A 24,604-nucleotide genomic window follows, 5' to 3' on the forward strand; every position below is an offset into this window, starting at 1 on the left:
TTTCTTATTTTTTATTGGTATTTTGAATATTCTTTGAAGATTCAGGGGATTTCGTACGACGAGCTTTTCCAGCTTTGATAGCCTTAACGACCTGATTCAAAATAAATCGAACAGAAGAAATGGCATCGTTATTTGCAGGAACAATACAAGAAACTCCCGCAGGATCGTCATTCGTATCAACAATAGCAACAACAGGAATTCGAGCTATTTTTGCTTCTTTTATAGCAAGACTGTCTTCTTTTACATCCGTAACAAATAAAACTCCTGGAGTTTCCGTCATAGTGCGAAGTCCTCCGAGTTTTTCATTCATTTTTTCCACTTCTTCTTGCTTTTTCAAACGTTCTAATTTTGTATAGCTAGCAAAATCATTTCGTGCAAGCTTCTCTTCCAAATCAATTAAATATCGTACTCGAGATCGAATAGCATCAAAGTTTGTAAAAGTTCCTCCTAACCAACGAGCGTTCACAAAAGGCATTTCAACTTCCGAAGCCTTCTCTTTTACTAAAGATTGAATATGTTTTTTGGTTCCTGAAAATAAAATCATTTTTCCAGAAGAAGCTGTTTCTTCGATAAAACGTAATGCGTCTTGTAGTTGATGCAATGTTTTTTTCAAATCAATAATAGCTACCCCTTCTCGATACATAAATACAAATTCATCCATCTTTGGATTTCTTCGAGATTTTTTATGTCCAAAATAAGCACCTGCCTTGAACAAGCTCTCCATAGAAAGCTCTTCTATTTTTTCCACTTCTTTACCCTTCTCATCACTTTTGGTGACAACGATATCTTTCTCTTCTTTCGTACTCATATGCTTTTTTCCTTTGGGCACCTTCTTCATTTCTTGTTATCACCGATAATCCGATTTTTCGGACAGGAAACGGTGTCGAAACAAAGAATGTACTATATAATTATATAAACCTCTCACACAAATTAATACACACTCTCTTTGAATAGAAAACAAGAGTGTCTGCAATCAACAAAGCCACTCTGTGTTTCAATATAAAGAATACATCTGCTCTTGTCAAACCAAAAAAGACATGTTATCCTCTTTCGGTAGTCCTATTAAATGAAAGTATGAAAGATAATATCCACCCAAATTATTTTACTAAGATTGAAGCAACTTGCTCTTGTGGCGCTGCTCTTTCTGTTGGTGCCACTCAAGAGAAAATTCAAACAGAAATATGTTCCAGTTGTCATCCGGTTTATACTGGAAAGAAGAAAACTCTTGATACCACAGGACGAGTAGATCGATTCAAAAGAATGGCTCAAAAGGCTCAAGAAAAGCAAGAAGAAGACATTCGACTTAAAGAAGAAAAGAAGAAACGCGAAGAAATTCGAAGCACAAAGATTGAAGAAGAGGCCAAAAAGCCATCTAAAAAAGTATCAAAGAAGAAGAGTCCCGCAACAAAGAAATAACTTCTTACAGAAATCAAAAAATCGGTCTTTTCGACCGTTTTTTTGTTGCTCTTTTTCTATTTGAGTCGTAAACTAAAAAATACATTTATTACTTTCTTAATTTTTACTTTTTACATTCTTTGCTTTTTACTCTAAATTTTTATTTCTTTTTTTATGAATTCAACCATCCAAAAACTTCGAGAAGAATACGAAAGTATCATAAAGCATCTTTCTTCTGGAGAATCTAGTCCTTCAGATCTAGCTAAATTTGGACGAAGACAATCTCGTTTGGAAGAAATACTTTCTCTCGCGGATGCACTTGAAAAACTTCGTCATCAAATGCGCGGAAATGCCGATATCATTAACTCTGGAGAAGATGCTGAACTTTCTAGCATGGCTATGGAAGAAAATGTTCTTCTTTCAGCAGAGATTGAAACATTAGAAACAAATCTCAACAAAGCACTTCTTCCCCCTGATCCCAATGACGAGAAGGACGTTATTATTGAAATACGTGCTGGTGCTGGCGGTGATGAATCTTCCCTTTTTTCTGCGGATCTTTTTCGCATGTACACACGTTATGGTGAGCGATTAGGATGGAAAACGTCTATAATCCATTCCAATGGAACAGAGCTAGGTGGTTTCAAAGAAATTGTTTTTGAAATCCACGGATCAAAGGAATCTCCTGTTTATGAAAAATTACGCTATGAATCTGGAGTTCATCGCGTACAAAGAATTCCTCAAACAGAAAAAGCTGGAAGAATACATACTTCTACAGCAACCGTTGCCGTTCTCCCTGAGGCAGAAGAAGTGGATATTGTTATAGAGGCCAAAGATCTTCGTATTGATACGTATTGTTCGTCTGGACCAGGAGGGCAAAGTGTCAACACCACATACAGTGCCGTGCGTATTACCCATATACCCACCAACACCGTCGTTACCTGTCAAGATGAAAAATCTCAAATTAAAAATAAAGAAAAAGCTATGCGAGTTTTGCGATCTCGTCTTCTTAGTCTAGAGGAAGAACGTCTCGCCAAAGAAAGAACGGATGAGCGTCGATCTCAAATAGGAACTGGTGATCGAAGTGAGAAAATACGAACATATAATTTTCCACAAGATCGCATCACTGATCATCGAATCAAAAAAAGTTGGAGTAATATTGAAATTATTCTTTCAGGATTTGTAGATGATATTTTTGATTCGCTTCGCGAAGAAGATACAAAAAGAAAGTGGGAAATACAAAACAAAAAGGACCGTCTCTAATTGTATGAAATCCCTTCGTCTTCAAGATATTCTTCTTCTCAACCCCCCTGTCAAAAGACACGAAAAAGAAATTCTCCTTGCTTTTATTTTGGGAGTTTCACGAGAGCATATAGTAGCGCACCCCGAAGAAATTCTTCCTCAACAATATTTTCAAAGAATTAAAACTCTTTTTTCAAAACGACAATCAGGCATTCCTTTAGCCTATCTTACAAAAATAAAAGAGTTTTTTAATTTAAATTTTTTTGTAAACAAGGATGTTCTCATACCGCGTCCAGAAACAGAACTTCTCGTAGAAGAATCTCTCAAAATTTTGAAAAAAAAGAAATTTGAAACAAACATTCTTATCGACATAGGAACCGGGAGTGGTTGTATTCCGATTGCAATATTACATCACATTTCTCCTTCTTTAAGACCAAAGACGTTTGCTCTTGATATATCAGAAAAGTCTCTCATTGTAGCCAAAAAAAATGCAAGAATTCATTCTTTTTCAAACTCAATTATTTTTAAAAAAAGTAATCTTTTAGAAGATTTCTTAGAAAAAATACCCTCCTTAGAAAAAAATTCACTTCTTATTCTTACTGCCAATCTTCCTTATATTCCAGATCATTTCTACAACAAAGCATCTTCCCACAAAGAAAGTATAGGTATTTTATTTGAGCCCAAAGAAGCTCTTATTTCAGGAAAAGACGGCCTTAAACACTATCGCCGACTCTTTCGGCAACTCTCGAAAAATAGAGAAAAACTTCCAGATCAAATTATACTTCTTTGCGAATTCTTCGGGGACACCACCCAAAAAGATTTTTTTGAATCCCAAACTCAAACATATTTTCCCAAAAGCACCATTTCCATACAAAATGATCTTTCCAGTCGTCCGCGAATGGCCACAATAAAGATTCAAAACACAAGAAAAATTCCTCTTGACGCTCTACGCAGTTAACAGTATTGCCCCCTAAGCATACCAAGTATTACCCGTTACTACTAACTCTACAACCGCTTTTCAAAAAACTAAAAAGAGAGTAACCTATAATTACTAAGTACTTTCATAAAAATGTAAGGAGGGTAAAAGCATGTCTCAAAATACTCATGTTTTCTCTTCCATCCTTTTCCTTATCGGAACTGTTCTTTACTTCTTGGCAATCTCCCTCATTCAAACAATACTCAAAAAAAGAAAAGAATCCAAAAGGATCGCGCTACGAAAAAGTAAAGAACCCCCTCCACGGAAATTGGGTGAAAGAATATCTCCCGAAATATAAGCTTCTTTGCGACGACTCATTCTTTCCTTTTTCGATTCGTCGCATTTTTTTCTCTTATTAACCCCCTATTTAAATTCTCAATTTTTCACGTGATATGTCCCCTTTCGAAACAATCAAAGAACAATTTCCGGTTTTCTCTCACCATCCGAATCTGTGCTATTTAGACAGTCCTGCATCCACACTTGTTCCCAAGAAAGTGATAGATAAACTTTGTGAATATTACGAGAACTATCCCGTTAACGTAGCCCGTGGACTTTACCCACTTTCTGAGCGAGCTACAAAAGAAATGGAATTGGTACGAGAAAAATCAGCTCGTTTTTTTAACGCACACTCTTTAGATGAAATTATATTCACGAGAAATACCACCGAATCCATAAATTTACTCGCTAGAGTCCTCCTTCCTAAACTCAAAAAAGGAGATGGCATAGCCATAACAGCAATGGAACATCATGCAAATTTTGTCCCATGGCAACAGCTTTGTAAAATGTATGGCCTTGAACTCCGTATTATTAATTTTGATTCGAATGGAACAATTTCCCCTGATTCTATTCGAGAAAATATTGATACAAATATAAAAATATTTTCCTTTGTTCATGTGTCGAATGTTTTTGGAACTATACTCGATGCAAAAAAATTCATTCAAATAGCCAAAGAAAAAAATCCAGATATTATAACCATTCTCGACACCGCACAGTCAGCTGGAAATAGCCTCATAGATGTCCAATCTTTGGATTGTGATTTTCTTGCGTGTTCCGGACACAAAATGTTTGGCCCCAAAGGAGTTGGTATTCTTTATGGAAAGAAAAAATATCTCGACACACTTGATCCTTTTCTTTATGGAGGAGAAATGGTTACTTCGGTAACAGACGATGAAAGCACTTTTCAAAAACCTCCCCATCGATTTGAAGCCGGAACGCCCTCCATAGCAGATATTATTGCTTTTGGATCAGCATTGGATTTTATTGATTTTCAAGAAAGAAATACCATAGCCCTTTATGAGAAACAATTAAGTGCTTTTGCTTGGAATGAGCTTGAAAAACATTTTGGCCAAGATATTATTCTTTATGGACCCGAACCTTCCAGTGGAATACATTCTGGAATTCTTTCTTTTACTCTTTCTGGAATTCATCCTCACGACACTGCTCAACTTTTAGGACAAGAAGGGATTTGTGTTCGCGCAGGATCTCATTGTGCCATGCCTCTTCACCAAAGGATGCACACCGAACACAAAGCGACTATTCGTATCGGACTTTCTATCTACAACAACGAAAGTGATATCGAACGACTTATCGATGGACTTGAAAAAATAAAAAAGTTTTTTCCTTCTCATTAAATAATTATGGATATTTACAAAGAAATTATTCTTGATCATTATCGAAATCCAAAAAATTTTGGTTCTTTTGAAAATGCCACTTCCACAGAAACTATTGAAAACTTATCTTGTGGCGATATCCTTACTATGTCTGTCAAAATTGAAAATGACGTAATCGAGGATATTCGATTTTCTGGAAAGGGTTGCGCTATCTCCGTAGCAGGAGCATCTCTCCTTACAGAGTATGTAAAAAAGAAACCTATTCAAGAAATTCAGAGACTCACAAAAGAAGATATGATCAAAATTTTAGGAACAGATGTTGGTATAGTACGAATCAAATGTGCTCTTCTTCCTTTGGAGACCCTTCACAAAGTCATAAAAAAAGTAGTATAAAGAATCTGTAATCAAATAAGAAAAAATCTTTATGAGCAATCTCAAAGACAGTGGAAAACCATTTGGTCCCGTAGAAAAGGATGATTGGACTGTATCCGTAGATAAAGAAAAATGTATTGGTGCTGGTATTTGTACAGCAATTGCAGCTCAATCCTTTGAGCTCGACGCAGAAGGAAAGGCTCTTATTTTAAATGGTATTGATCAAGAAAATAAAGAGGCTTTGCTTGATTCTGCAAAAGCATGCCCCGTTGCAGCTATTATTATCAAAAATAAAGACGGGAGTACTGTTTATCCTGAATAAATTTTTCCGAAGAAACGAATAAAGATTCAAAAAAATAAGGAGAATTTCATACTCAAAAAAAGATGATTTCCACACCAAGTGAGAATCATCTTTTTTGATTGAATTTTTTTCATAGGACTATTACCAATCTCCTTTCGTATATGAAATTTTCAAATTTTTATCGAATTTGTAGCGAAAATTTGAAGATTGTAAGAGAAAATATACTTTTATTTATAAATCAATTTCCATATCATTTTTGATTCTCCTTTAGATATTTGTCTCAATAAAAATAATAAACCTAGAAAGAGAACAGCCAACGCAATGAAAAAATTTATTGGACTTTCTGTCATTAATACGGAGATATTAAAAATACCATGCATGCTTATAGCAATAAAAAGACCTTTTATGATATTTTTCTGAGAATGTTCGGGGCTGAATTTTTTTCTTGCCAAATATAAACCACAAATACCCGTAGCCACTATATGAAGCAGAAGAGGCATAAAAGAACGTAAGAATGAAATACCTATCAAATCCCTCATGGTATATTCACCAAATAAAACATCAAAAAAATATCCAGTATTTTCAATAAAAGAAAAACCCAAAGCCAAACAAATTCCATAAAGAGCTCCATCGATAATCTGCGTAAAATGCTCTGAATAATATACTACTTTTTTAAGAATAAAAAATTTTACAATTTCTTCTATAGCAACAAATAGAATAAGTACTCCCAATGAGGCTATGGACATTATTTCAGTTCTATTAAGAAGATTAACGTCTGAATTATCTTCTCCATAAAAAATCTCACTCAAAAAAACTTCCAAAAGAAAAGCAATTATTGCAGCCAGGAATCCCCACAAAAACAATTGAAAAAGTAACTTTCTTGGTTCAGGTTCAGCTCTATCTCGTCGACCAAAAAACCAAAACCAAAAAAATACAGGAAGAATAACAAAAAATCCATATAAGAAAACAATGGGTATTGATTGCATAGCCTAAATCGATTTAAAAAATTGCAGAAATTGATCCACTTAAAAGTCCCTTTTCTTGAAGATTCGCTATTACAACTCCAAAAATAAAACCAGTAATCATGCCTATGACAGAAAGTATCATACCAATCAATCCTAATGTTTTTTTGTTTCTTTTTCTAGCCAAGGAACCAAGAAAAATCCCAATCGGACCTAAAAGAATAGGAAAGGAAAGCAAAGACAAAGCAGCGCAAATAAGAGAAAATATTCCATAGATATTTCCACTCTCTCTAGTGGGAATTTCCGCCGGTATTCCCTGTGCCACAAAAAATGGTTTTTTTCCTTCTTGTGACTCCTGCGTAGCATTCCCGTCTGAAAAAGAAAAATTCTCTACAGTCTGTCCTTGATTCTCATTTTGACTTTCCATTTTTTTACACTTAGAGATTACTTTTTTTAGAATATCACACTGAACAATAATTTTCTATTAAAATTTTCTTTTCGTCCTTTCAAAAAAACATTTCTCTATTATTTTCTATTGCTTTTTTAGCTTTTTTTTGATAAAGTTTAGATGTCTATTTTTTATTTTTCTATTCATTGTTTGTATGAAACTTATCATCAATATTCCAGCATTTAATGAAGAAATGGTTATAGCTAAAACCATTAAAGGACTTCCAAGGAAACTCCAGGGTTTAAGTGAAATCCTTATTCAAGTTATTGATGATGGAAGTCAAGATAATACAGCAGAAATTGCAAAAAAGGCCGGAGCAGACATTGTATATTCCCATTCAACCAACAGAGGAATTGGAAAAACATTCAAAACAGCTATAGAGATTGCATTAGAAAATGGAGCTGATTACTTTGTTAATATAGATGCTGACGGTCAGTTTGATGCTAAAGACATTCCCTTGCTTCTTGATCCCGTTCTGAAAGGAAAGGCTGACATGGTAGTAGCTGATCGATTTGGAGGAAAAGAAGCAAAAAATATTCCTTGGATAAAAGACGCTCTTAATCGCTTAGCAGCTCGCATCGTCGGTGGCTTTCTTCGAACAAAAATTAACGATCTCACTTGTGGATTTCGGGCTTTAAATCGTGAAACTATGCTCCGCCTCAATCTCCCAGGAGATTTTACCTACACACAAGAAACAATAATCGATGCTATTGGAAAAAATCTCAAAGTTGAATGGGTTCCTGTTCACGTTACCTATTTCGTCGATCGAAAATCTCGCGTCGTTCGAACGATTCGACAATTCGTTTCCAATAGTTTTAGTATTATTATAAAGGCTATTCGAGATGTTCGTCCTCTCAAGTTCTTTGGTATTCCTGGATTTATTATGATGCTTATAGCGGTAAGTATTTTCCTTGTTTTTCTCTTTTTCTATTTTCAAGAATTCAAAATAACTCCCTATAGAAATTGGCTTCTTTTTTCTTTTGCACTTTTTGTCGTAGGTCTTCAATTTACAGTTTTTGCCTTTATAGCAGACATGATCCGAAGCTCAAGACGGCTCACGGAAGATCTTCTCTATCGCATAAAAAAAGAACACTATAAAAAATAAAGAGAAAAAGAAATAAAAAAATTTACCATTCTATGCGAATACTCTTTCTTTCTAAATCATATCCTCCTACTATTGGCGGAATAGAAAATCAAAATTTTGAGCTTGCTGAGGCTCTCAAAAAACATGTTTCTGTAACTGTCATTGCCAATACCCGAGGGAAAAAATTTCTTCCATTTTTTTTGCCTTATGCATTTATTAAGTCTCTCTTTCTTCTTAGAAAACATGACGTTATTCTTTTAGGAGATGGCGTTTTAGCACCCCTTGGATTAGCACTTAGCGTTTTTTCTCCATCCAAAACATACGCCTCCGTTATTCACGGACTTGATATAACATTTGCCAAAAAAAAATCCATTTTGGGAATTCTTTATCGCTTTATCAATATTCCGTCACTTTCCCTTCTCGATCATATTCTTGCTGTGGGAAATGAAACTATCCAAGAAGCAGTAAGCGCTGGTATTCCACGGAAAATATGCACTTTTATACCCAATGGAATTAATCCTTCTACCGTCATTGCAAAAAGAACAAGAAAAGATTTAGAAAAACTTCTTGAAAGGAAACTTGAAAACACCTTTGTTATTCTTCGTGTTGGGCGATTTGTCGAGCATAAGGGCGTAGAATGGTTTATTCGAAATATTCTTCCTTATCTCCCTGAGGATGTTATTTTTATCGCGGCTGGAGGCTTAGTAAAAAGCAAAAATGCTGGTGATGCTAATTTTTTTCCGGAGTGTAAAAAAACTGTCCAAGAGCTCAAACTTCAAACTAAAGTTCATTTTTTTACAAATATTCCTTGGAAAGATATGCAAACGCTTTACAACACTGCTGATATTGTCGTATCTCCCAATATTCGAATACCAGGATCTATGGAGGGTTTTGGTATTAATGCTATCGAAGCAGGCGCTTGCTCTCGAGCTGTTATTGCTAGTGATTTAGATGGCCTTAAAGACGCTGTTCATAATGAAAAAAATGGAATTCTCTTAGAACCCGCCAATAAAGAACTTTGGATAAAAACTTTGAGAGAACTTCTTGATAATAAAGAAAGAAGAGAACTTCTTGGAAAAAATGCGCATGATTATGTTCTCAAAAACTTCACACGAGAAATAATGGCTGAAAAATATCTGAAAATACTCCGAACGAAAAGAAAGAAATAATAAAGAAGCTTAAAGATACTTGTATTTATTCGAGCCATTCTTTTACTTAAAAAATAGAATACTATTTCTACTATTTGAATAGCGTTAATTCTTGTAATACTAAAAACTTGTAAAAAATAGAAGATTTTGATTTATAAAACAAGCTCATTAATGTTCTTAAAAAATTCTATTTTCTTTTTTAATTCTTATGAACTTTGAATGATCTTGGAAATATGCTCTTCGTCCTTACATCCGAAATCTTTACTTGCACTATAATACCTTTCTTTTTCGCCATAACATCCCCCATTATTCTCTGGTAAGGCTGTCATTACTGGCAATAAAAAACCAATTTTTTGTTCTCTAAACTTATCATAAAGCGATTGTAATGTCTTAGCGCGATCTTTGCTATCCATACGAGCGAACGTGCTCATGTCATCTCCATGTTTCCCACTCCAATCAAGATGTACCAACACATTATGTGCATTCGTTACATATTGCTCATGCCAAAGAAGAGCCCAACACCAATCGCCCTCTTTTTTCCACCATCTTGAAAAGCAAGGTTTATTTTCAACTTTTCCATTAGCATATAAACCGACACCCCCCTCAATATAATCAAACATCTTTAAATATTCAGGGTCTGTAATATCATTCGTTTGGGCACCGATAACAATCTCTATATTTCGAGATTTTGCAGCATCTCGCATAAAGGTAATAATTTGGGGTATTCGAGTTTTCTTTGTGTCATCCTGAAGGAAAACTTGTCCAAACATAAAATTCTGGATTCCGATATCCATGGCTCGAGCGGTTATTTGCTCAAGATATAATCGATATTCTTTCTTTTCTAAAGAAGGAACGCATGTATGTTCTCCCCATTTATTTTTTGTATCTGGTGCGCACATATCATAAAAAGAAAAATTTCGATTTTCTTTTTCATAAAGATAATCAGATTTGAGATGTATAGCCTCAGCAAGAAACATTCCCCACACAACGTCAGTCTTTCCTATCTTTTCGATAAAAGACTGTGCTTGATCGAAATCTGGAGGCTCCAACCATGTTTCAAGAGCTCTGTGCATAGAGTAACATGGGAGACGTTTCGCCATTTCAATATTTGATTCATCATCTCCATAACCCGAGAGCAATCCATCTACGATACATCCTTCTTTTTTCATTCGATCTATCGATGGCGGTGGAATTTTTATAGTTTCCTTTTTTTCTTCTTTAGTATTTGCTTTTTCAATAGTAGTATCCGTTTGTGCCAACTGTATAGAAACTGTTTCTTGTGAAACTGAAAATGTTTCGTAAGCACCATATCCCATCCCCATTACCATTGCTAAAAGACAAAGAAAAAATCCATATAAAAATGTACGAAATTTTTTTATAAACATAAATCCTCTACAACATTATCTATCCCTTTTAAGATCCTTACATGAAATACAAAAAAGAACAAAAAAAATTCCTTTTATCGAAAATATATATCCATCAGACTCCTTATGCTATATCTCAGATCTTATTCTTTACTACTTGTAGATCTTCTTGGGAAAGCACTTTGAAATACAATAAAATTCCTACATATAAACTAAATATGATAGGTGAAATAACAAAAAGATAAAGAATAGAAATTGGAAATAAACAAGCTATACCATATATAACAACACCAGCAAAAACAGAAATTCCTATTTCACGAAATAAAAGATGTGCTCCAAAAACTCGATATATAAAAAAGAGTACAGCGAAAAAGACGAGAATAGCCACAAACAATTTTACTCCCACAAAACCCAAAGTACCATATTTTTCTGCACCCAAGAAAAGAAGGGCGCCATTAAGAACTAGAGCACTCGTAGCGATTCCTGCGGGAATATATCCCTTCCCCGCACCTATGAAAGCAAATCCACACACATACAAAACGGTTAAAAATCCCATAGCCGAACTTAAAATCATAAGAAAAGAAGAAGCTCCGCTAAATTGTGACCCGAACAATAAACGAATGACTGGCTCTGCATACACTGAAAGAATTACTACGAATGGAATGGTAAGGAAAAGCATAAAACGAAGAGCTAAAGTAATAAGCATTTTCGCTTTTTTAAAACTTTTAAAAACACGTGCTTCCGAAATTGTAGGAAGAAGAATAATAGTAAGGGCATAAAAAAGAAATGTTGGGATTCTAGCAATTGTAAGAGCGGAACTGTATTCTCCCACAAGAACATCGTCTCCTGTTGTATATTTCAAAACATACATATCAAAGGAAATAAGTATTTCAAAAATTACCAAAAATATCGTTGTAGCACCCGCAAGAGAAAGTACATCATGAAAAGAAAATGTTGCTATTTCTTTAGAATCTTTCTTTTCAAACTTCCTCTCTTTATCTAATTGCCATGCTAAAAGAAAAATAAAAAAAGGAACAATTAAATATCCTGCAATAATTCCTGCCAAATGAAACCAGTATGCCAAGCCGATAATTACAGTCATACGAAGAAGTGCTCGCACAAATTTGAGTATGGATTGAATATGAAAATATTTAAGTCCAGAATAATAATGAAAATAATAAAGATCTGCTCCATAAAGAGGAATAATAAAAGAAGCTATCCAAAAAAGTTCTGTAAGAGAAGAATCTCCCAAAAATGAAGCCAAAAGTGGTGCGCTTAAGAAAAAAATTCCTCCTGCCAAAAACATAAAAATAGATTGCCAAAGAGCGATCCGTCTTTTAATAAGAAAAACCATTTCTTGATCTCCTTTGGCATAAGATGCACTCAAAAATTTTCCCATAGCAATAGGCAGTCCCGCTCCGACAAGATTGGCTATTATAAGTGTTATCGTTATGACTAGGGAATATTTTCCATAATCCTCCACACCCAAAATTCTCCCCGCTCCCATATGGACAACATAGCCGGAAAGATAAAAAAGAAATTCTGCTCCAAAGAGCCAAAAAAAGGATTTTCCAAGAGTTGCCATAGAGTAATTTTAAAGGCTGATCTTTTTAATTTATACGATCATCCACCGAACGATAAATACTTCTTTTTTCTCCTGAACTATTTTTAACCTCCACAGTGCGGAGATCTGAATCACATTCAGAAAAATTTTTCTCTTCCTCTATATTTACAAATATTTTTTTATCAAAATCAACAGCTATTTCTCCTTGAAAAACAACTTTTCTTCCACAAAAAATTTCATATGTAAATGTTTGTTTTTTTCCTCGTTGATATACACTAAAATCCAAAGATTCTAATTTTTCTGGCTCAACAAAAGAAATTTCCCACATATTCGAACTTTTTTCTTGAGAAACGCTTCTTCCTCCAAAAACTATCAAGAAAAATCCAATAAAAAGCACGCCCCCCACACTTGAAAGCATTTGGAGTGGTGTCATCTTTTGAAGTGGATCTGGTATATTCATATGTTCTCTATTTACTTTCCAAAATATTCGTATACAGAAAAATTCTCTCCAGAATATACCCGAGAAAATTCTTCATTTTCGCGAAATTTTTTTCCATCAAGGGATTCATTGATGGCGATCGCTTTAATATTAAGATCCTGATAACATTTTCTAGCTTCTTTCGTTTCTGGATAACTTATTGCATCCAGAGTACAGCGTTCAGACTTATCAGATGATCGATCATATCGAAAAAGATGTGCTCGATAGAAAGGATAATTATAATCACGCATAAAATATGATTTTATCCACGATCCCCCATTAATATTAATATGATCATACATTATCGTTTCTTCAGAGTGAGAATATTTTTCTCCTAAAAAAGAAGCGAGTCGATGAAGTTCCCCTGCTTTTATGGGTGAATTTCCAGAATTTAAAAAACCTATATTATCTGCCCATCCAGAAAAAGCAAATCCAAGAAAAAACATAAAGACAAAACCTTGAAGAAAAATAGGAGGGAGCATTTTTTCTCTTTGAATCAAAGAAAATACTTCAATAACAAATAATGAAGTTAATAAAACAAAAGGAATAATAGTATAATTCGCTGTTCTTACAGTAGGAATGTCTATACCCACAAGCGATGGAAAAAACACAAGAGCCAAAAGTGGTACCGACCAACCCATAAGAATAGCCGGAGCAAACAAAGAAAAATCGTTTTTATTTTGAGAAGGATTTCGAAATCTTCGTATCACAAGAATGGAAAGAAAAATAATTCCAAAAACACCAAAATAAGCACGGTCTTCTCCTATAGTCAGTGCGTATTGCTCAAACGATATACCCATGTGTTCTTCTTTTTCTACAGGAGAACCTACTACAGTTTGAACAGCTTTATTCGTAATATACGATGGTGTCCATACGAAAAAAAATAAGAATAAGCCCATAACCAAGACAATCCAAATTGAAGGCCTCAAAAGAAGTGGCACAATATTCTGTATGCAATATTTTCTTCCAAAAATAAAAAGGAATGTTACAATACCCACAAGAGAAAGAGCAAAAAGAAGTGTTGAAAGATGATGTGTATAGGCCAAAACGAATAAGAAAAATATTCCCAAAGATAGAAAAATAGAATTTTTTTTCATTATTCCTACGAGAAAAACAAGGATACTCATTACAATAAATAAATTACCCAAAGTATTTCCCACTACTCCACCCACAATATATTTCATTTGAGGCGAATCTAATCCAAATAAAATCCCCACACCAAACAAAGAAAAAACAGCTAACGTTTCAGAATGGAAAGTTCCAGCAAATAAACGTCTTGCCAAAATATAAACACCCAGCAATGTCATAATATGTACAAAGAACAAAGTAAATATGGGGTATATAGAAATTAAACTTGTTCCAGTTAAAATCGCTATCACGGAAAAAATGACATGTTCTCCCACAATAACATCTGATATAGGTTCAGGTTCGGAAACGGAATGTTTTTCATTCTCAGAGTCCGCCATAAGAATTTCACGTTCTTGGTATTTTGGTAATTCACCAGAGAGAATAATTGATTGTGACCAGTACATATGATGTCCCAAGTCTGTCGAGATAGGAATTGGATTTTGAGAAAGAAATAAAGATTTAAGAAGAACTAAAAGTGTAAAAATAATAAGAAAACCAAAAGAAAAAGATTTTTTGTTATGGTTCTTTAAAAACTCTTTTGCGTTTCTACTCGAATTTCGAACAAATAAAACAAATAAAATAATCCACGTAATATACAAAATACTCAAAGAAACAGCATCGATCCGAATATTCAAAACATCCATCAAAATAGCAGAAAAAAGAGCAAGAGAAAGACTCAAAACAAAAGATATAACCAATGTTTCAACTGGATCAAAAAGATGTTTTTTATCGATATACCGCATTAAAACAACGCCGGGAAAAAACATTACTACGATAAAAACACCAAGGAAAAGAAGATTTTCAGCAACGAATTCGATCATGTCTTTATTATCATCGAAAAACTAATGAAAAGCAATTCTTATTTCAGAATTTTTAACCTTCACCGAAAATTTTCAAACGTAAAGATTCTTTTCCTTTTCCTGTTTTGGCACTCATCCAAAGAATGGAATCTTCAACGCCTTTCTCTCTAAATTTCTTTAATGCCTTATATTTCTCTTTTTGAGTAAGTTTGTCTGATTTATTCGCAATAATAACAAAAGGAGTTTTTCTTTCAAGAAAAGCTTGTAAAATTTCTTCGTCAAAAGATTTAAGTCCTACCTGAGCATCTACAATCAAAACAACGAGTTCCAATTCCACACCCGATTCAAAGAGAAACCACAAAAGATGTTTTCTTAATTTCTCTCTTGATTTTTCTGAAATTCTAGCATAACCATAACCAGGAAGATCTACAAAATATCGTTTTTTTCCTAATGAAAAGAAATTTATTTCTCGAGTTTTTCCAGGTTCAGAACTAGATCTCGCTATTTTTTTCCCCACGAGGAGATTAATAAGACTTGACTTTCCAACATTAGAACGCCCAACAAAAACAATCTTCTTTTTTTCATCAGTTACGATGGGATCGGTACCAATAATTCCTTTAATAAATTCAACGTCTATTATCATAATCAAAATGTAAGTATTTTTTCCAATGAATATATAAATCTCTCGTCGCTTCGATATCTCTAACATTATAACGAGCAATATCTTTATATTGCTTTTGTGCGAATAATCGGGAGACATCATTACCTGAAACCCCTTGAATTTTCGGACTTTCTATACCAAATGCTCGGCACCAGAGATGAAGTGATCCTTTTCGACGAAGGGCTCCATAAAAACTTAATTCTTCTTGAAGATCTACATGCTTAGCTTCAGATCGTTGCAAACTCATATAACGATTGGAAAGAAAGTTTTTCGTTGGTCTAATGCTATGCACAGCACTTCTTACCATAAGAAAAGGGACATCAAAACTTCTTCCATTAAAGGTAACCAGTGTTGAGTACTTTTGAACTCCTTTCCAAAAATGAAAAAGCATCTTCGCTTCATCCATCTGTTTGAACAGTACACCATTCTCTTGAAATTCGCCAAATACTTCTCCGGGAGCTTGAAAATAAACAACTGATTTATTCTTCTCTACATCCAAAAGTCCTAAAGCAATAATTTCTCCTGTAAGTGGAGAAAATCCCATACCCTCCTTTACATACGTGAGTAATTCTTCATGTTCCTTAGGGTCATTTGTCTCTCGATCAATCCAGCGAGTTAATGCTTCCCTGGTAGGTTCGTCCATTTCATCGTAGGACTCTCCTTTCGTCTCAATATCTAATACGAGAGTAGACATATTATTTACTATTCAAAGGAACATTATGATCCTTCTTTGAATCCTTAAGTAACGTATTAAAAATTAGACTTCCCAAAGAAAGTATCATTGCACCAAGAATAGCATACCCAAAACCTTCTACTTCAAATCCTTTAATAAAGGTTGAGAGAAACCAGAAAAGAAAACCATTTATCACAAAAAGGAATAATCCCAAAGTAACAATATTCAAAGGTAGGGTAAAAAATATCAATAACGGCTTCAAAAGAACATTTACCACTCCCCAAAAAAATGCCAAGATTAAAGCCGTAGAAAAACTCTGCACTTCTATACCAGGAATATAACGAGAAATAATAAGAAATAAACCAGCAGTGAATAACCAACGAAAAAGAATCATACGAATAGTATCTAAAAAATTAAGAATTTTTTCGTCTCGTTGCAAGAACTTTTATAGTTCTTAAACAAAGAAGAATATCAAGGGAAAGCGACCAATTTTCAATATAAAAAAGGTCTAATCTAAACTCGTCCTCAAAATCCAAATCACTTCTTCCTGAAACCTGTGCCATCCCCGTTATACCAGGTTTTATAGTAAGGAGTCTTCTGTGGTATTCTCGATACTTTTCAACTTCCCTATTTTGGTGAGGTCTGGGACCTACTAAACTCATACTTCCCAACCATACATTAAAAAATTGAGGGAGCTCATCAAGAGAAAGACGCTCGATAATTTTTCCTATACGTGTCTTTCTGGGATCATCTTTAATTTTATAAATAGGACCCTTTCTTGTATTTCTCTTTTTAATAAGTTCCTTTTCATAAGCAAGTGCTTCTTCATAATGAGGATTTTCCACTGATGTGCTATACCTCCATTTCATATAACGAAATTTAAAAAGTCGAAATATTTTTCCATCTGCACCGACTCTATCATTTTTAAAAACAATAGGTCCATCAGGATCTTCTAATTTGATAAGAATCGCGATAATCATCATGATAGGGAAAGAAAGTAAAATCAATAAAGAAGATGCCACGATATCAAAAATGCGTTTGAGAATTTTTCCCCAACCATCTAAAGGTGTATGTGTGACTTCAAAAACTGGTTCACCTTCAAATGTTCGTAGTCGTATTTTCGACGCTTGTATACTTGTGGGAACATATAAATAACCAATATTGTGAATAGAACAATAATCAATAAGTTTTTCCTGAAGATCATCAGGAACACTAGGATCACAAAGAATAATTTCATCTATACCCATTTTTTTTCGAACATCTTTAATTTGACGAAGATTAATACCCTCGACAATATCTACGACACGATATCCAAGTTTGGGAATACTTCCTAAAACACGAGAAAAAAATTTCGTTTTCTCACTTCCGTTTATAAGAAGAACTCTATGAACACCAATGCCTCTTCGCAAAAGAAGTTGTCTCTGTATAAAAAGAAGAATAAAACGAAAAATAACAACATAGAAAGTTGCTAAAATCCATGTAGCTAAAATAATAAAACGAGAAGCAAACCATTCATTCTGAAGAAATATCATTACAATCACAATAACCAATCCTATACTAAGAGCGCGAAAAACTCTTCCTATTTCAGAAATAAAAGATCTCGTAATTCGTATGCTATACAGCCCTTCAAATGCAAAAATTCCTAAAAGAAAAGGAATGATCAAAAGAACGACATTTATATAATCGCCATAAGAAAACTCATAAAGACGATTATTAAAAATAATAACCTCTGGAATATTTCGAATCCAGTATGCCGTAGTGGCAGCAAGGGCAATAGCTAAAAAGTCGATCGGAACCTGAATACCACTAAAAAAAAGTTCGGATCGTTTCATATTGTTATCGAAGTTCACGAATAATCGAAACAACGGATCAAAACAGGTATATAAGCCGGATTCTGTCGAGGACGACCATTTCTCTAGACGTATCGTTACCGATACGCTCTTCTCCGATTAAGGAGAAAGCGACTCTTCTCTCAATAAAGAGAGACACGGTCTTGCATTCGGGTAAGGATTTAACCGTTTCACTTCTATAGTTTCCTATAGAACTCATCCTATTCGAAAATAGGATGTTTTCTTTTTCGCAAAAGAAAACGTCTCTGTTCGCACCTCGCGCTTCACAGCGTGCGGGAGTTACCCGCTACCCAGTTCCTTTAAAAAAATAAAGGGAATGTCCGGACTTTCCTCTTTCTCTCTTTATAAAATAAAAAGAAAAAGCGATCGTCATACCTGTTCTGATTCGTTGTTACGCTTAAAAAGAAACCCCTCTAAAATAGCACATTTTATATTTTTTGTCAATAACATTCCCCTTTCTTTCTTTTTGTCTAAGCGTTTCTTAGGAAATCTCCTTCTCTTTACAAATCAGTACTTCGAGTATAGACGTTTTTTTGAAAAAATACCAATCTAAAAAAACTCTACTTTAAAAATAATTATTTTTCACAAACCTACCCTGGCAAGTATTTCTTTATTTCTATGCATTCCAAGAATAAGAATATTTCAATTAACTCTAAAGGGAAAAACTTCTGTAAGCTCTCCAGAATAATAAAACTCATAAGCCAATGATCCAAAAGTATATTGTATATTATTAACTTCAATAGAGCTTCCTCCCACCTTCGGATCAGGTTTTGGTTTTGATTGAGGAAATCCTACATTAAAAAGAGTACCTACAATTTCTGGACGATATTGCAAGTCATAACCTGCGTTTTTCCATTGAGACATTATCTGTTTCAAATAAATGGCACCATAAAGATAAGAATAATAATGTGTATCATCGGTTAATCGAGCATATCTACCACCCTCTTTATTTTCAAAGTCTAAAACATTTTGAAAGTCAACTCCCAAATAATAAGGAGAATTTGCATCTTTCAAATGTTTTTCTGTTTCAATAGCTGTATTTTCTTTAATTCCCATAATGCCAAGCGAAATCTTGTTAGCATTACCAAGAATTTTCAACGGTTCAAAAATTTTTTTGAAAAGCTCGCGATCGCTATTAAACAATCTCACTTGTTCCACAATTGCGCACGCCACAAGCAAACGCGATTCAATCCCCGCGATAGCTGCCGCCTTATCAATAACATCCTTATCTTTAACAATGGCTTCTTTAATAGCACGCCATTCTTCATTATCCATCCAAGGAAAAATCGCCGCGCCCTTAGCACCTACATATTTTTCATCAATCGCTTTATCATCTATTTCTATATTTTCAGCATCACAATACATAAATATTTCTTTTCCATTCTTTTCTTCGATTCTAATTTTTGCCGCCAAGATCATTTTTAGAATTAAAATATCAGCATCTGTTTGTTGATACGTTTCAATTATTTTCGACGCTGTTTCAGGAAAATACTGTCCGATTACATCAATCTCGCAATAATTTTTCATTTTTATACGTCTTTTTTCAGAAATTTTTTCCATTTTAGAATCTAGTGTGTATAGAGAGCCTATTTTTGCAGAAACTTCCCCACCTTCAATTCCCAAGTTTTTTCCCTCAGATAAAAAGTCTTTTCCCTGTGAAAATTGAGAGAAAAGCTCATTATTCAAATCAACTGCTCCTTGCACATCCGTCCAATGCCAACGTATAGCGAAAAATCCAAATACTAATATAAAGCCAATGATAGCAAAAATATAAAGAATAACTTTATAAGTATAATGAAAAAATGTCCGTATACGTTTATCCATATTACTGTAAACCACACAATCAAATCATCAACAAAAACACAATAGCAATTGAAATATTTTTAAATTTTCCTTGAAACTATTTTATATCAACAAATTCTTTCATTTGGATATTCTAATATTTTTTTCCTTTATTAACAAATACACTTAAAAATTTCACTTACCCAAATAAAAAAATAAACTCGCGAACTATCATTACAGCCTCTATAGACGTAGTGTATGTATCATCAAGAAAAAATAATCACGGAAGTATTACTTCTTCTTTTTTTAAAGAACATTTCCTATACACTCTAAAAATAAAAAATACAAAAATACTCAAACATACCACTAGGGTAACAATAATATTCAAATATTGTCCGCCAAAACCATCAGCTGAAAGATGTTTAAGAAATTAATCCGAGTTGCTTTCTAATTTCTTTGATTTTTTCTTCATCCTCTCTTTTTTGTAATTCTTCTCTTGATGGAGCTAATTTGTGCAAAGTTATTCCATGCCGACCAGCAGCTTTCTGCAAAATAATTTCATATGTTCCTGTCGCATTTATTTCTTTTATACTAGTTACCAGAGCCTCTTTACGAAAAATTCGATCTCCTTCTTCCCCGTTTCCACCCACTTCAAGGGGCCATATTCTTGCTGTTCCACCTTCAGTGAGAAGAGCGTCAATGTTTTGAATAAGTTGCTGGATTTCCCTTGGGTCTTCTAGGTATGCAGGAACTGAATATTCCGCCCAAATCTCATCAGCACCCACAATACCCTCCTCATTCATTCTATCAATAAAATTTTCATCTGAAGCACTCAATGCCACAACTCTGTCCGCTCCTTCTTCGACATTCTCAACAAATGGATCCACATTAATAATTTCGCGAGGAGTAATATCATTTTCGGTTAACTCTTCTTTTAATTGACTACGCCCTCCGCCTAGAAGAACTATTGTTTTATCATCAAGTATTTCTTTAGCAAATGATCGAGTCGCTTTTGTGTCATAAGGAAAAAATAAAGTATTCCAATACGTTTCTCTCTTAGCTGCTCCCTTACCAGGCTGAATCTCAAAAAACTTTCTATTGCGCTGAGTTGTATCAAAAGAATCACTATCCGTAAGTTTACCTCGATTATGATATTCGACATTTTCCGCTATATCACGTATCACCCCTTCATTTTTAAAAGAACTTGTAGAATTTTCTTTCGCTTTAAGCGCTTCAAGAGAGATATCTTCAATCAAGGTTATAATGTTTTGGGGTAAATCTTCTTCCTTCGAACGTCCTGGGTCAAAAAGCATTCCAAATTTTTCCTTTAATTTTTTTGTAACTGTCGTTCCTGCTCGCTGAAGATAAAAGGCTTGAGACTCCCCCGATTGCCTTTCTATGTTTTCATATTCTCGTAAAGATTGCTCTCTATCAAAACTGGATTTTTCTTTTTCTTTACTTTCATCAGGAGTATTTTGTGGCGTATATTCTTCTAATTTCATAATTTTTGAGATTAAAAATAAAAATTTTCACGATTAATTCGATGAGTAGGGCGAGAAGGATTTTCTATTATTTCTTTTTATATTCTGATTTTAATTTTGAAAAAACTAATGTATTACGAAAATTGTTAAAATGCTCACTAAAAGAATCTTCTCTATATTTACCCTCATATACATAACCACATTTTTTAGCTACTCCGGAAGAAGCTTCATTTTTTTCATCACACCTTATTTGAATTCTGTTTAATTCCATTTTTTCAAAAACTTCTTTTTCAAGTATCTTTACTGCTTCTGTCATATAACCATTTCTTGTATGAGAAGAAGATAACCAATAGCCAATTTCACCGGATTTTTCTTTTTCATTCATATCAAAAATAGAAATGTTTCCTATATGCTCATTATTTACAAAAAGACCATATTCAACTTTTTTTCCTTTTTTTGTTTCCTCCTCTTTATCAAATAAATATTTCAGACTATCCTCTACTTTCAAAGTTAGTGCGGTCCAAGAGAACCAAGGTTCTAAATGTTTACGATTTTCGTCTACTACTTTAAATATAGTTTCAGCCATTTCTAAAGTTGGCCTTGTTCTTTTTAAAAGTAATCTATCACCTCTAAGTTGATTTTTGAATTTTATTACCATACTTTTATTGTTATACTCATCAGAATATTTAAAGATTTACATGCAGATCTGGAAAAGTTATTTCATCTAACATCTAGACGTCGTCTGAAATTGCATAACAAGTTTAAGTATAACGTAATGAAACCAGACATGCCACATTACTATATTGCATGATGTAAATTTATAAAATATGGTCGGATTGAAACATTGAACGTAAATCAGATATATTTTTATCAAAATTTTTAGAACTAAATTTTTTATCACGGTTTTTACCCATTAACATAAAAGGACTTCGTTCTTCATTTTTAAATCGAGCGAATATATGGAAATGACAGTGTTTTATTTCTTGACCTGCTTTTTCACCATTGTTTGTAGAAAAATTATAACCGCAACAATTTTCTTTACTTTGTAGTTTCTTAAATATTGAATTTTGAATATGTGTAAGGTCTTTTGATTCATTATTGTTAAGCTCAAAGGAATATTGCAAATGCCTAATCGGGATAATAAGAAAATGTCTTGGAATTATTGGATTACGTGGATACAAAACTCTAAAAAATTTAGTTCTAAAAATTTCTTGTTTTGCAATTACATCTTGTGAACAAAAGTCGCAGACCATATTTTATAAAGTTATTTCATACAACGTCAGGGATATACGAAGTTTTTCTGGAACGAAGTGGAAGAAAAATTTGGGTGAGGGGCGAGCCGAGCCCCGAACCGTATATCCCTTGTTATACGACCCGACGACTGAAAGGAGGAGAGCGCAGCGTGGCTTGAGTTCAAAAAATATTTTTCGTTCTCATTCATTATGATAGGCTTTCCTTATTTATTATAAATTTGATTTTCCTATGAATCAAATGCAATTGCTTGTTTGATATAATATCTCAATATTTCATCTTTATAATCCTTAGCTTTACTTAACCTAAGATTCAGACTTTTGTTGCCTTCTCCTTCAAGTAGCGAATATTTATCTTCAAATTTTTTACCATCGGAAAAAGAAAAAGTGATGCCTCTTTTTGTTGGGCTAAGTGTTATAACTATTCGTTTATTTCTATAAACAGGAACACCATAATATTTCTCGGTTCCTCCACGCATTTCTTCTTTAAGATCAGAAAATTCTTTTTTTATGAGCGCCCTGAATTTAACAACAATGGATTGATATTCAGGTAAAACTTTTGATTCAATGAATAATTCAATAGGTGGTTTCATATTATTTCCCTCCTTATAATCTTTGAACCATTTTTTTGCACTCTCTCTGCGATGAGGACAACCAGGCCAGCAACAAGGTCTTTTCTTTCCCTCCATAATTTCGGCTGATAAGCGGTCAATATGTCCTTTGCGTGTTTCTGTGGTTTTTACAATAGTAACCCAGCAAATCCACTCATTACGAGCAAGAGGGGTGAGCTTGTTCCACTTAGAAAGCAAATCTAAATTGGAAACCAGACCTTTTTCCATATCTTCTGGTACTTCATGAACAACTCCTGTGGCAATTTCTATTTTTTTCATATTTTCAGCGTTCACAGATTTCTTTGAAATACTCAAGAGCTTTTGGCCAGGCAGTATCAAACATTTCTTGAAATGCTTCATCAACTTCCATGACTACTTCAAGTGTTGTTTTTTCATCTCCTTCATTTTTGAAGAAGTAATCTTCTCTTGAACCAATCCACTTTTTCATCATCTCATCAGTGAGTTCCACCTCTATATTCTGTGGATTGACCATAGCAATATGCTTGCATTTTATAGAATTGTTTGGATTTAATTCTTCGATCATAACCTTGGTTCCACCTTGGGTTTTGTCAAAGAAAGAGATGTGTCCGCCTTGCTTCCATTCTCCTTCATACGTCATGCCTTCTCCCCAGGCTTTGGCCCACTCTGGATAAACTGACTTGTCCATGATTTTGTTGAACACAAAATCGCATGGTTTATTGATTGTTATTGAATAGGTTAGTTTTTTCATATTATTCTCTACTAAATTTTATTACTCCATCGAGTGAAGACCGAACATGTTTCCTTCAGAGTCCAAGCAAAGTGAAATAAAACCGTATTCACCGATACTCATTTTAGGTTTGACAATTTTCCCACCAGCAGAGATTACTCTCGATTCTTCTGTTATGCAGTCTTCAGAGTGAAAGTATATGAGGGTGCTATTGCCACCTGCGTTAAACCCTTCCATTTTTACCAGTGCTCCCGCTGCACCATAAGTTTCCATGTCTCCAGGAAAGCTCATCATTATTGTGTTTTGGTCAGATGGATCTCCCAGTGGTTCTAGTTTGGTGTCAAACACCGCCTCATAGAACTTTGTGGCTTTGTCCATGTCATCTACATATATTTCAAACCAAGCTGCTTTTCTTATTTTCATATTGTTCTCCATTAAAAAGTAAAGTTATTAAGATTTTATAATCTAATATTTCCACCAGTGTTACACTGGTGGTTTAATTTAAGGGAAATATTAGGGTCTGAGAAAAACGACCGAACCGAAGGTGAGCATGCCACTGGTGTTTCACCAGTGGTGTCGTTTTTCTCTTGACATATTCTCTTTAAAATCAAATTTGTCCATCTTTGAAAGCCTATCATTCCTTATTTTCCGTTAGAAAAATATTTTTTGAATTGCGTATAACGTATCCAAATATCTGAAGTTTGCTGGAGTGAAACGA

The 24,604-nt window shown here is 34.0% G+C and carries 26 protein-coding genes and 1 other RNA gene; 8 read left to right on the forward strand and 19 right to left on the reverse strand.

Annotated features, from left to right (window positions below; all coding sequences use genetic code 11):
* Window positions 1-4: 4 nt before the first annotated feature.
* Window positions 5-808, reverse strand: a complete 804-nt coding sequence (gene rpsB, locus IPN70_00965) for a 30S ribosomal protein S2 (protein ID QQS61489.1) — start codon at window positions 806-808, stop codon at window positions 5-7.
* A gap of 266 nt (window positions 809-1,074) precedes the next feature.
* Between rpsB and rpmE the strand changes: the two genes are divergently transcribed.
* From rpmE to IPN70_00995, 6 genes are all read left to right on the forward strand, one after another.
* A complete protein-coding gene (rpmE, locus tag IPN70_00970; protein QQS61490.1) occupies window positions 1,075-1,416 on the forward strand; it encodes a 50S ribosomal protein L31 in 342 nt (113 codons plus the stop codon).
* Window positions 1,417-1,569: 153 nt separating this feature from the next.
* On the forward strand, window positions 1,570-2,655 hold the full coding sequence (gene prfA, locus IPN70_00975) for a peptide chain release factor 1 (GenBank protein QQS61491.1): 1,086 nt from the start codon (window positions 1,570-1,572) through the stop codon (window positions 2,653-2,655).
* 4 nt (window positions 2,656-2,659) lie between these two features.
* Window positions 2,660-3,592 carry a peptide chain release factor N(5)-glutamine methyltransferase gene (locus IPN70_00980; protein ID QQS61492.1) on the forward strand — a complete coding sequence of 311 codons (933 nt, stop codon included), beginning with the start codon at window positions 2,660-2,662 and terminating at the stop codon, window positions 3,590-3,592.
* A gap of 410 nt (window positions 3,593-4,002) precedes the next feature.
* Window positions 4,003-5,241, forward strand: coding sequence for an aminotransferase class V-fold PLP-dependent enzyme (locus tag IPN70_00985; protein ID QQS61493.1), 1,239 nt, complete (start codon window positions 4,003-4,005; stop codon window positions 5,239-5,241).
* Window positions 5,242-5,247: 6 nt separating this feature from the next.
* On the forward strand, window positions 5,248-5,613 hold the full coding sequence (locus tag IPN70_00990; GenBank protein QQS61494.1) for an SUF system NifU family Fe-S cluster assembly protein: 366 nt from the start codon (window positions 5,248-5,250) through the stop codon (window positions 5,611-5,613).
* A 31-nt stretch (window positions 5,614-5,644) separates the two neighbouring features.
* Entirely contained in the window at window positions 5,645-5,914 is a 270-nt protein-coding gene (locus tag IPN70_00995; protein QQS61495.1) for a ferredoxin, read from the forward strand.
* A gap of 206 nt (window positions 5,915-6,120) precedes the next feature.
* Here the strand turns inward: IPN70_00995 and IPN70_01000 are convergent, their stop codons facing one another.
* Both IPN70_01000 and IPN70_01005 read right to left on the reverse strand, forming a co-directional pair.
* A complete protein-coding gene (locus IPN70_01000; protein QQS61496.1) occupies window positions 6,121-6,879 on the reverse strand; it encodes a PrsW family intramembrane metalloprotease in 759 nt (252 codons plus the stop codon).
* 13 nt (window positions 6,880-6,892) lie between these two features.
* Window positions 6,893-7,282 carry a hypothetical protein gene (locus tag IPN70_01005; protein ID QQS61497.1) on the reverse strand — a complete coding sequence of 130 codons (390 nt, stop codon included), beginning with the start codon at window positions 7,280-7,282 and terminating at the stop codon, window positions 6,893-6,895.
* A 175-nt stretch (window positions 7,283-7,457) separates the two neighbouring features.
* On the opposite strand from IPN70_01005, the gene IPN70_01010 reads away from it, so the two are divergent.
* Entirely contained in the window at window positions 7,458-8,408 is a 951-nt protein-coding gene (locus IPN70_01010) for a glycosyltransferase family 2 protein (GenBank protein ID QQS61498.1), read from the forward strand.
* Between the two features lie 32 nt (window positions 8,409-8,440).
* Complete coding sequence (locus IPN70_01015) at window positions 8,441-9,556, forward strand: glycosyltransferase family 4 protein (protein ID QQS61499.1); 1,116 nt, start codon at window positions 8,441-8,443, stop codon at window positions 9,554-9,556.
* 185 nt (window positions 9,557-9,741) lie between these two features.
* Here the strand turns inward: IPN70_01015 and IPN70_01020 are convergent, their stop codons facing one another.
* From IPN70_01020 to IPN70_01095, 16 genes are all read right to left on the reverse strand, one after another.
* Window positions 9,742-10,920: a hypothetical protein gene (locus IPN70_01020; GenBank protein ID QQS61500.1), complete on the reverse strand. Its 1,179-nt coding sequence runs from the start codon at window positions 10,918-10,920 to the stop codon at window positions 9,742-9,744.
* Between the two features lie 115 nt (window positions 10,921-11,035).
* Complete coding sequence (locus IPN70_01025; GenBank protein ID QQS61501.1) at window positions 11,036-12,484, reverse strand: oligosaccharide flippase family protein; 1,449 nt, start codon at window positions 12,482-12,484, stop codon at window positions 11,036-11,038.
* 25 nt (window positions 12,485-12,509) lie between these two features.
* Entirely contained in the window at window positions 12,510-12,923 is a 414-nt protein-coding gene (locus IPN70_01030; GenBank protein QQS61502.1) for a hypothetical protein, read from the reverse strand.
* 11 nt (window positions 12,924-12,934) lie between these two features.
* Complete coding sequence (locus IPN70_01035; GenBank protein ID QQS61503.1) at window positions 12,935-14,890, reverse strand: hypothetical protein; 1,956 nt, start codon at window positions 14,888-14,890, stop codon at window positions 12,935-12,937.
* A gap of 52 nt (window positions 14,891-14,942) precedes the next feature.
* A complete protein-coding gene (locus IPN70_01040; GenBank protein QQS61504.1) occupies window positions 14,943-15,512 on the reverse strand; it encodes a YihA family ribosome biogenesis GTP-binding protein in 570 nt (189 codons plus the stop codon).
* Entirely contained in the window at window positions 15,496-16,224 is a 729-nt protein-coding gene (locus IPN70_01045) for a ribonuclease H-like domain-containing protein (GenBank protein QQS61505.1), read from the reverse strand. The genes IPN70_01040 and IPN70_01045 overlap by 17 nt, the downstream gene beginning before the upstream one ends.
* A gap of 1 nt (window position 16,225) precedes the next feature.
* Window positions 16,226-16,597 (reverse strand): phage holin family protein, encoded by a 372-nt coding sequence (locus IPN70_01050; protein QQS61506.1) that lies wholly within the window; start codon window positions 16,595-16,597, stop codon window positions 16,226-16,228.
* Between the two features lie 19 nt (window positions 16,598-16,616).
* Entirely contained in the window at window positions 16,617-18,035 is a 1,419-nt protein-coding gene (locus IPN70_01055) for a sugar transferase (protein QQS61507.1), read from the reverse strand.
* 35 nt (window positions 18,036-18,070) lie between these two features.
* Window positions 18,071-18,435, reverse strand: an RNA gene (rnpB, locus tag IPN70_01060) — RNase P RNA component class A.
* Between the two features lie 260 nt (window positions 18,436-18,695).
* Window positions 18,696-19,877, reverse strand: coding sequence for a hypothetical protein (locus IPN70_01065; GenBank protein QQS61508.1), 1,182 nt, complete (start codon window positions 19,875-19,877; stop codon window positions 18,696-18,698).
* 380 nt (window positions 19,878-20,257) lie between these two features.
* Window positions 20,258-21,337, reverse strand: coding sequence for a hypothetical protein (locus IPN70_01070; GenBank protein ID QQS61509.1), 1,080 nt, complete (start codon window positions 21,335-21,337; stop codon window positions 20,258-20,260).
* A 67-nt stretch (window positions 21,338-21,404) separates the two neighbouring features.
* On the reverse strand, window positions 21,405-21,974 hold the full coding sequence (locus IPN70_01075) for a GNAT family N-acetyltransferase (protein QQS61510.1): 570 nt from the start codon (window positions 21,972-21,974) through the stop codon (window positions 21,405-21,407).
* Window positions 21,975-22,134: 160 nt separating this feature from the next.
* Window positions 22,135-22,569 (reverse strand): HIT family protein, encoded by a 435-nt coding sequence (locus IPN70_01080; GenBank protein QQS61511.1) that lies wholly within the window; start codon window positions 22,567-22,569, stop codon window positions 22,135-22,137.
* A 227-nt stretch (window positions 22,570-22,796) separates the two neighbouring features.
* Complete coding sequence (locus IPN70_01085; protein ID QQS61512.1) at window positions 22,797-23,456, reverse strand: YdeI/OmpD-associated family protein; 660 nt, start codon at window positions 23,454-23,456, stop codon at window positions 22,797-22,799.
* 4 nt (window positions 23,457-23,460) lie between these two features.
* Entirely contained in the window at window positions 23,461-23,907 is a 447-nt protein-coding gene (locus IPN70_01090; protein ID QQS61513.1) for a hypothetical protein, read from the reverse strand.
* 21 nt (window positions 23,908-23,928) lie between these two features.
* A complete protein-coding gene (locus IPN70_01095; protein ID QQS61514.1) occupies window positions 23,929-24,309 on the reverse strand; it encodes a VOC family protein in 381 nt (126 codons plus the stop codon).
* Window positions 24,310-24,604: the final 295 nt, after the last annotated feature.

It is taken from the genome of Candidatus Moraniibacteriota bacterium (assembly GCA_016699795.1).
GTDB lineage: Bacteria > Patescibacteriota > Minisyncoccia > Moranbacterales.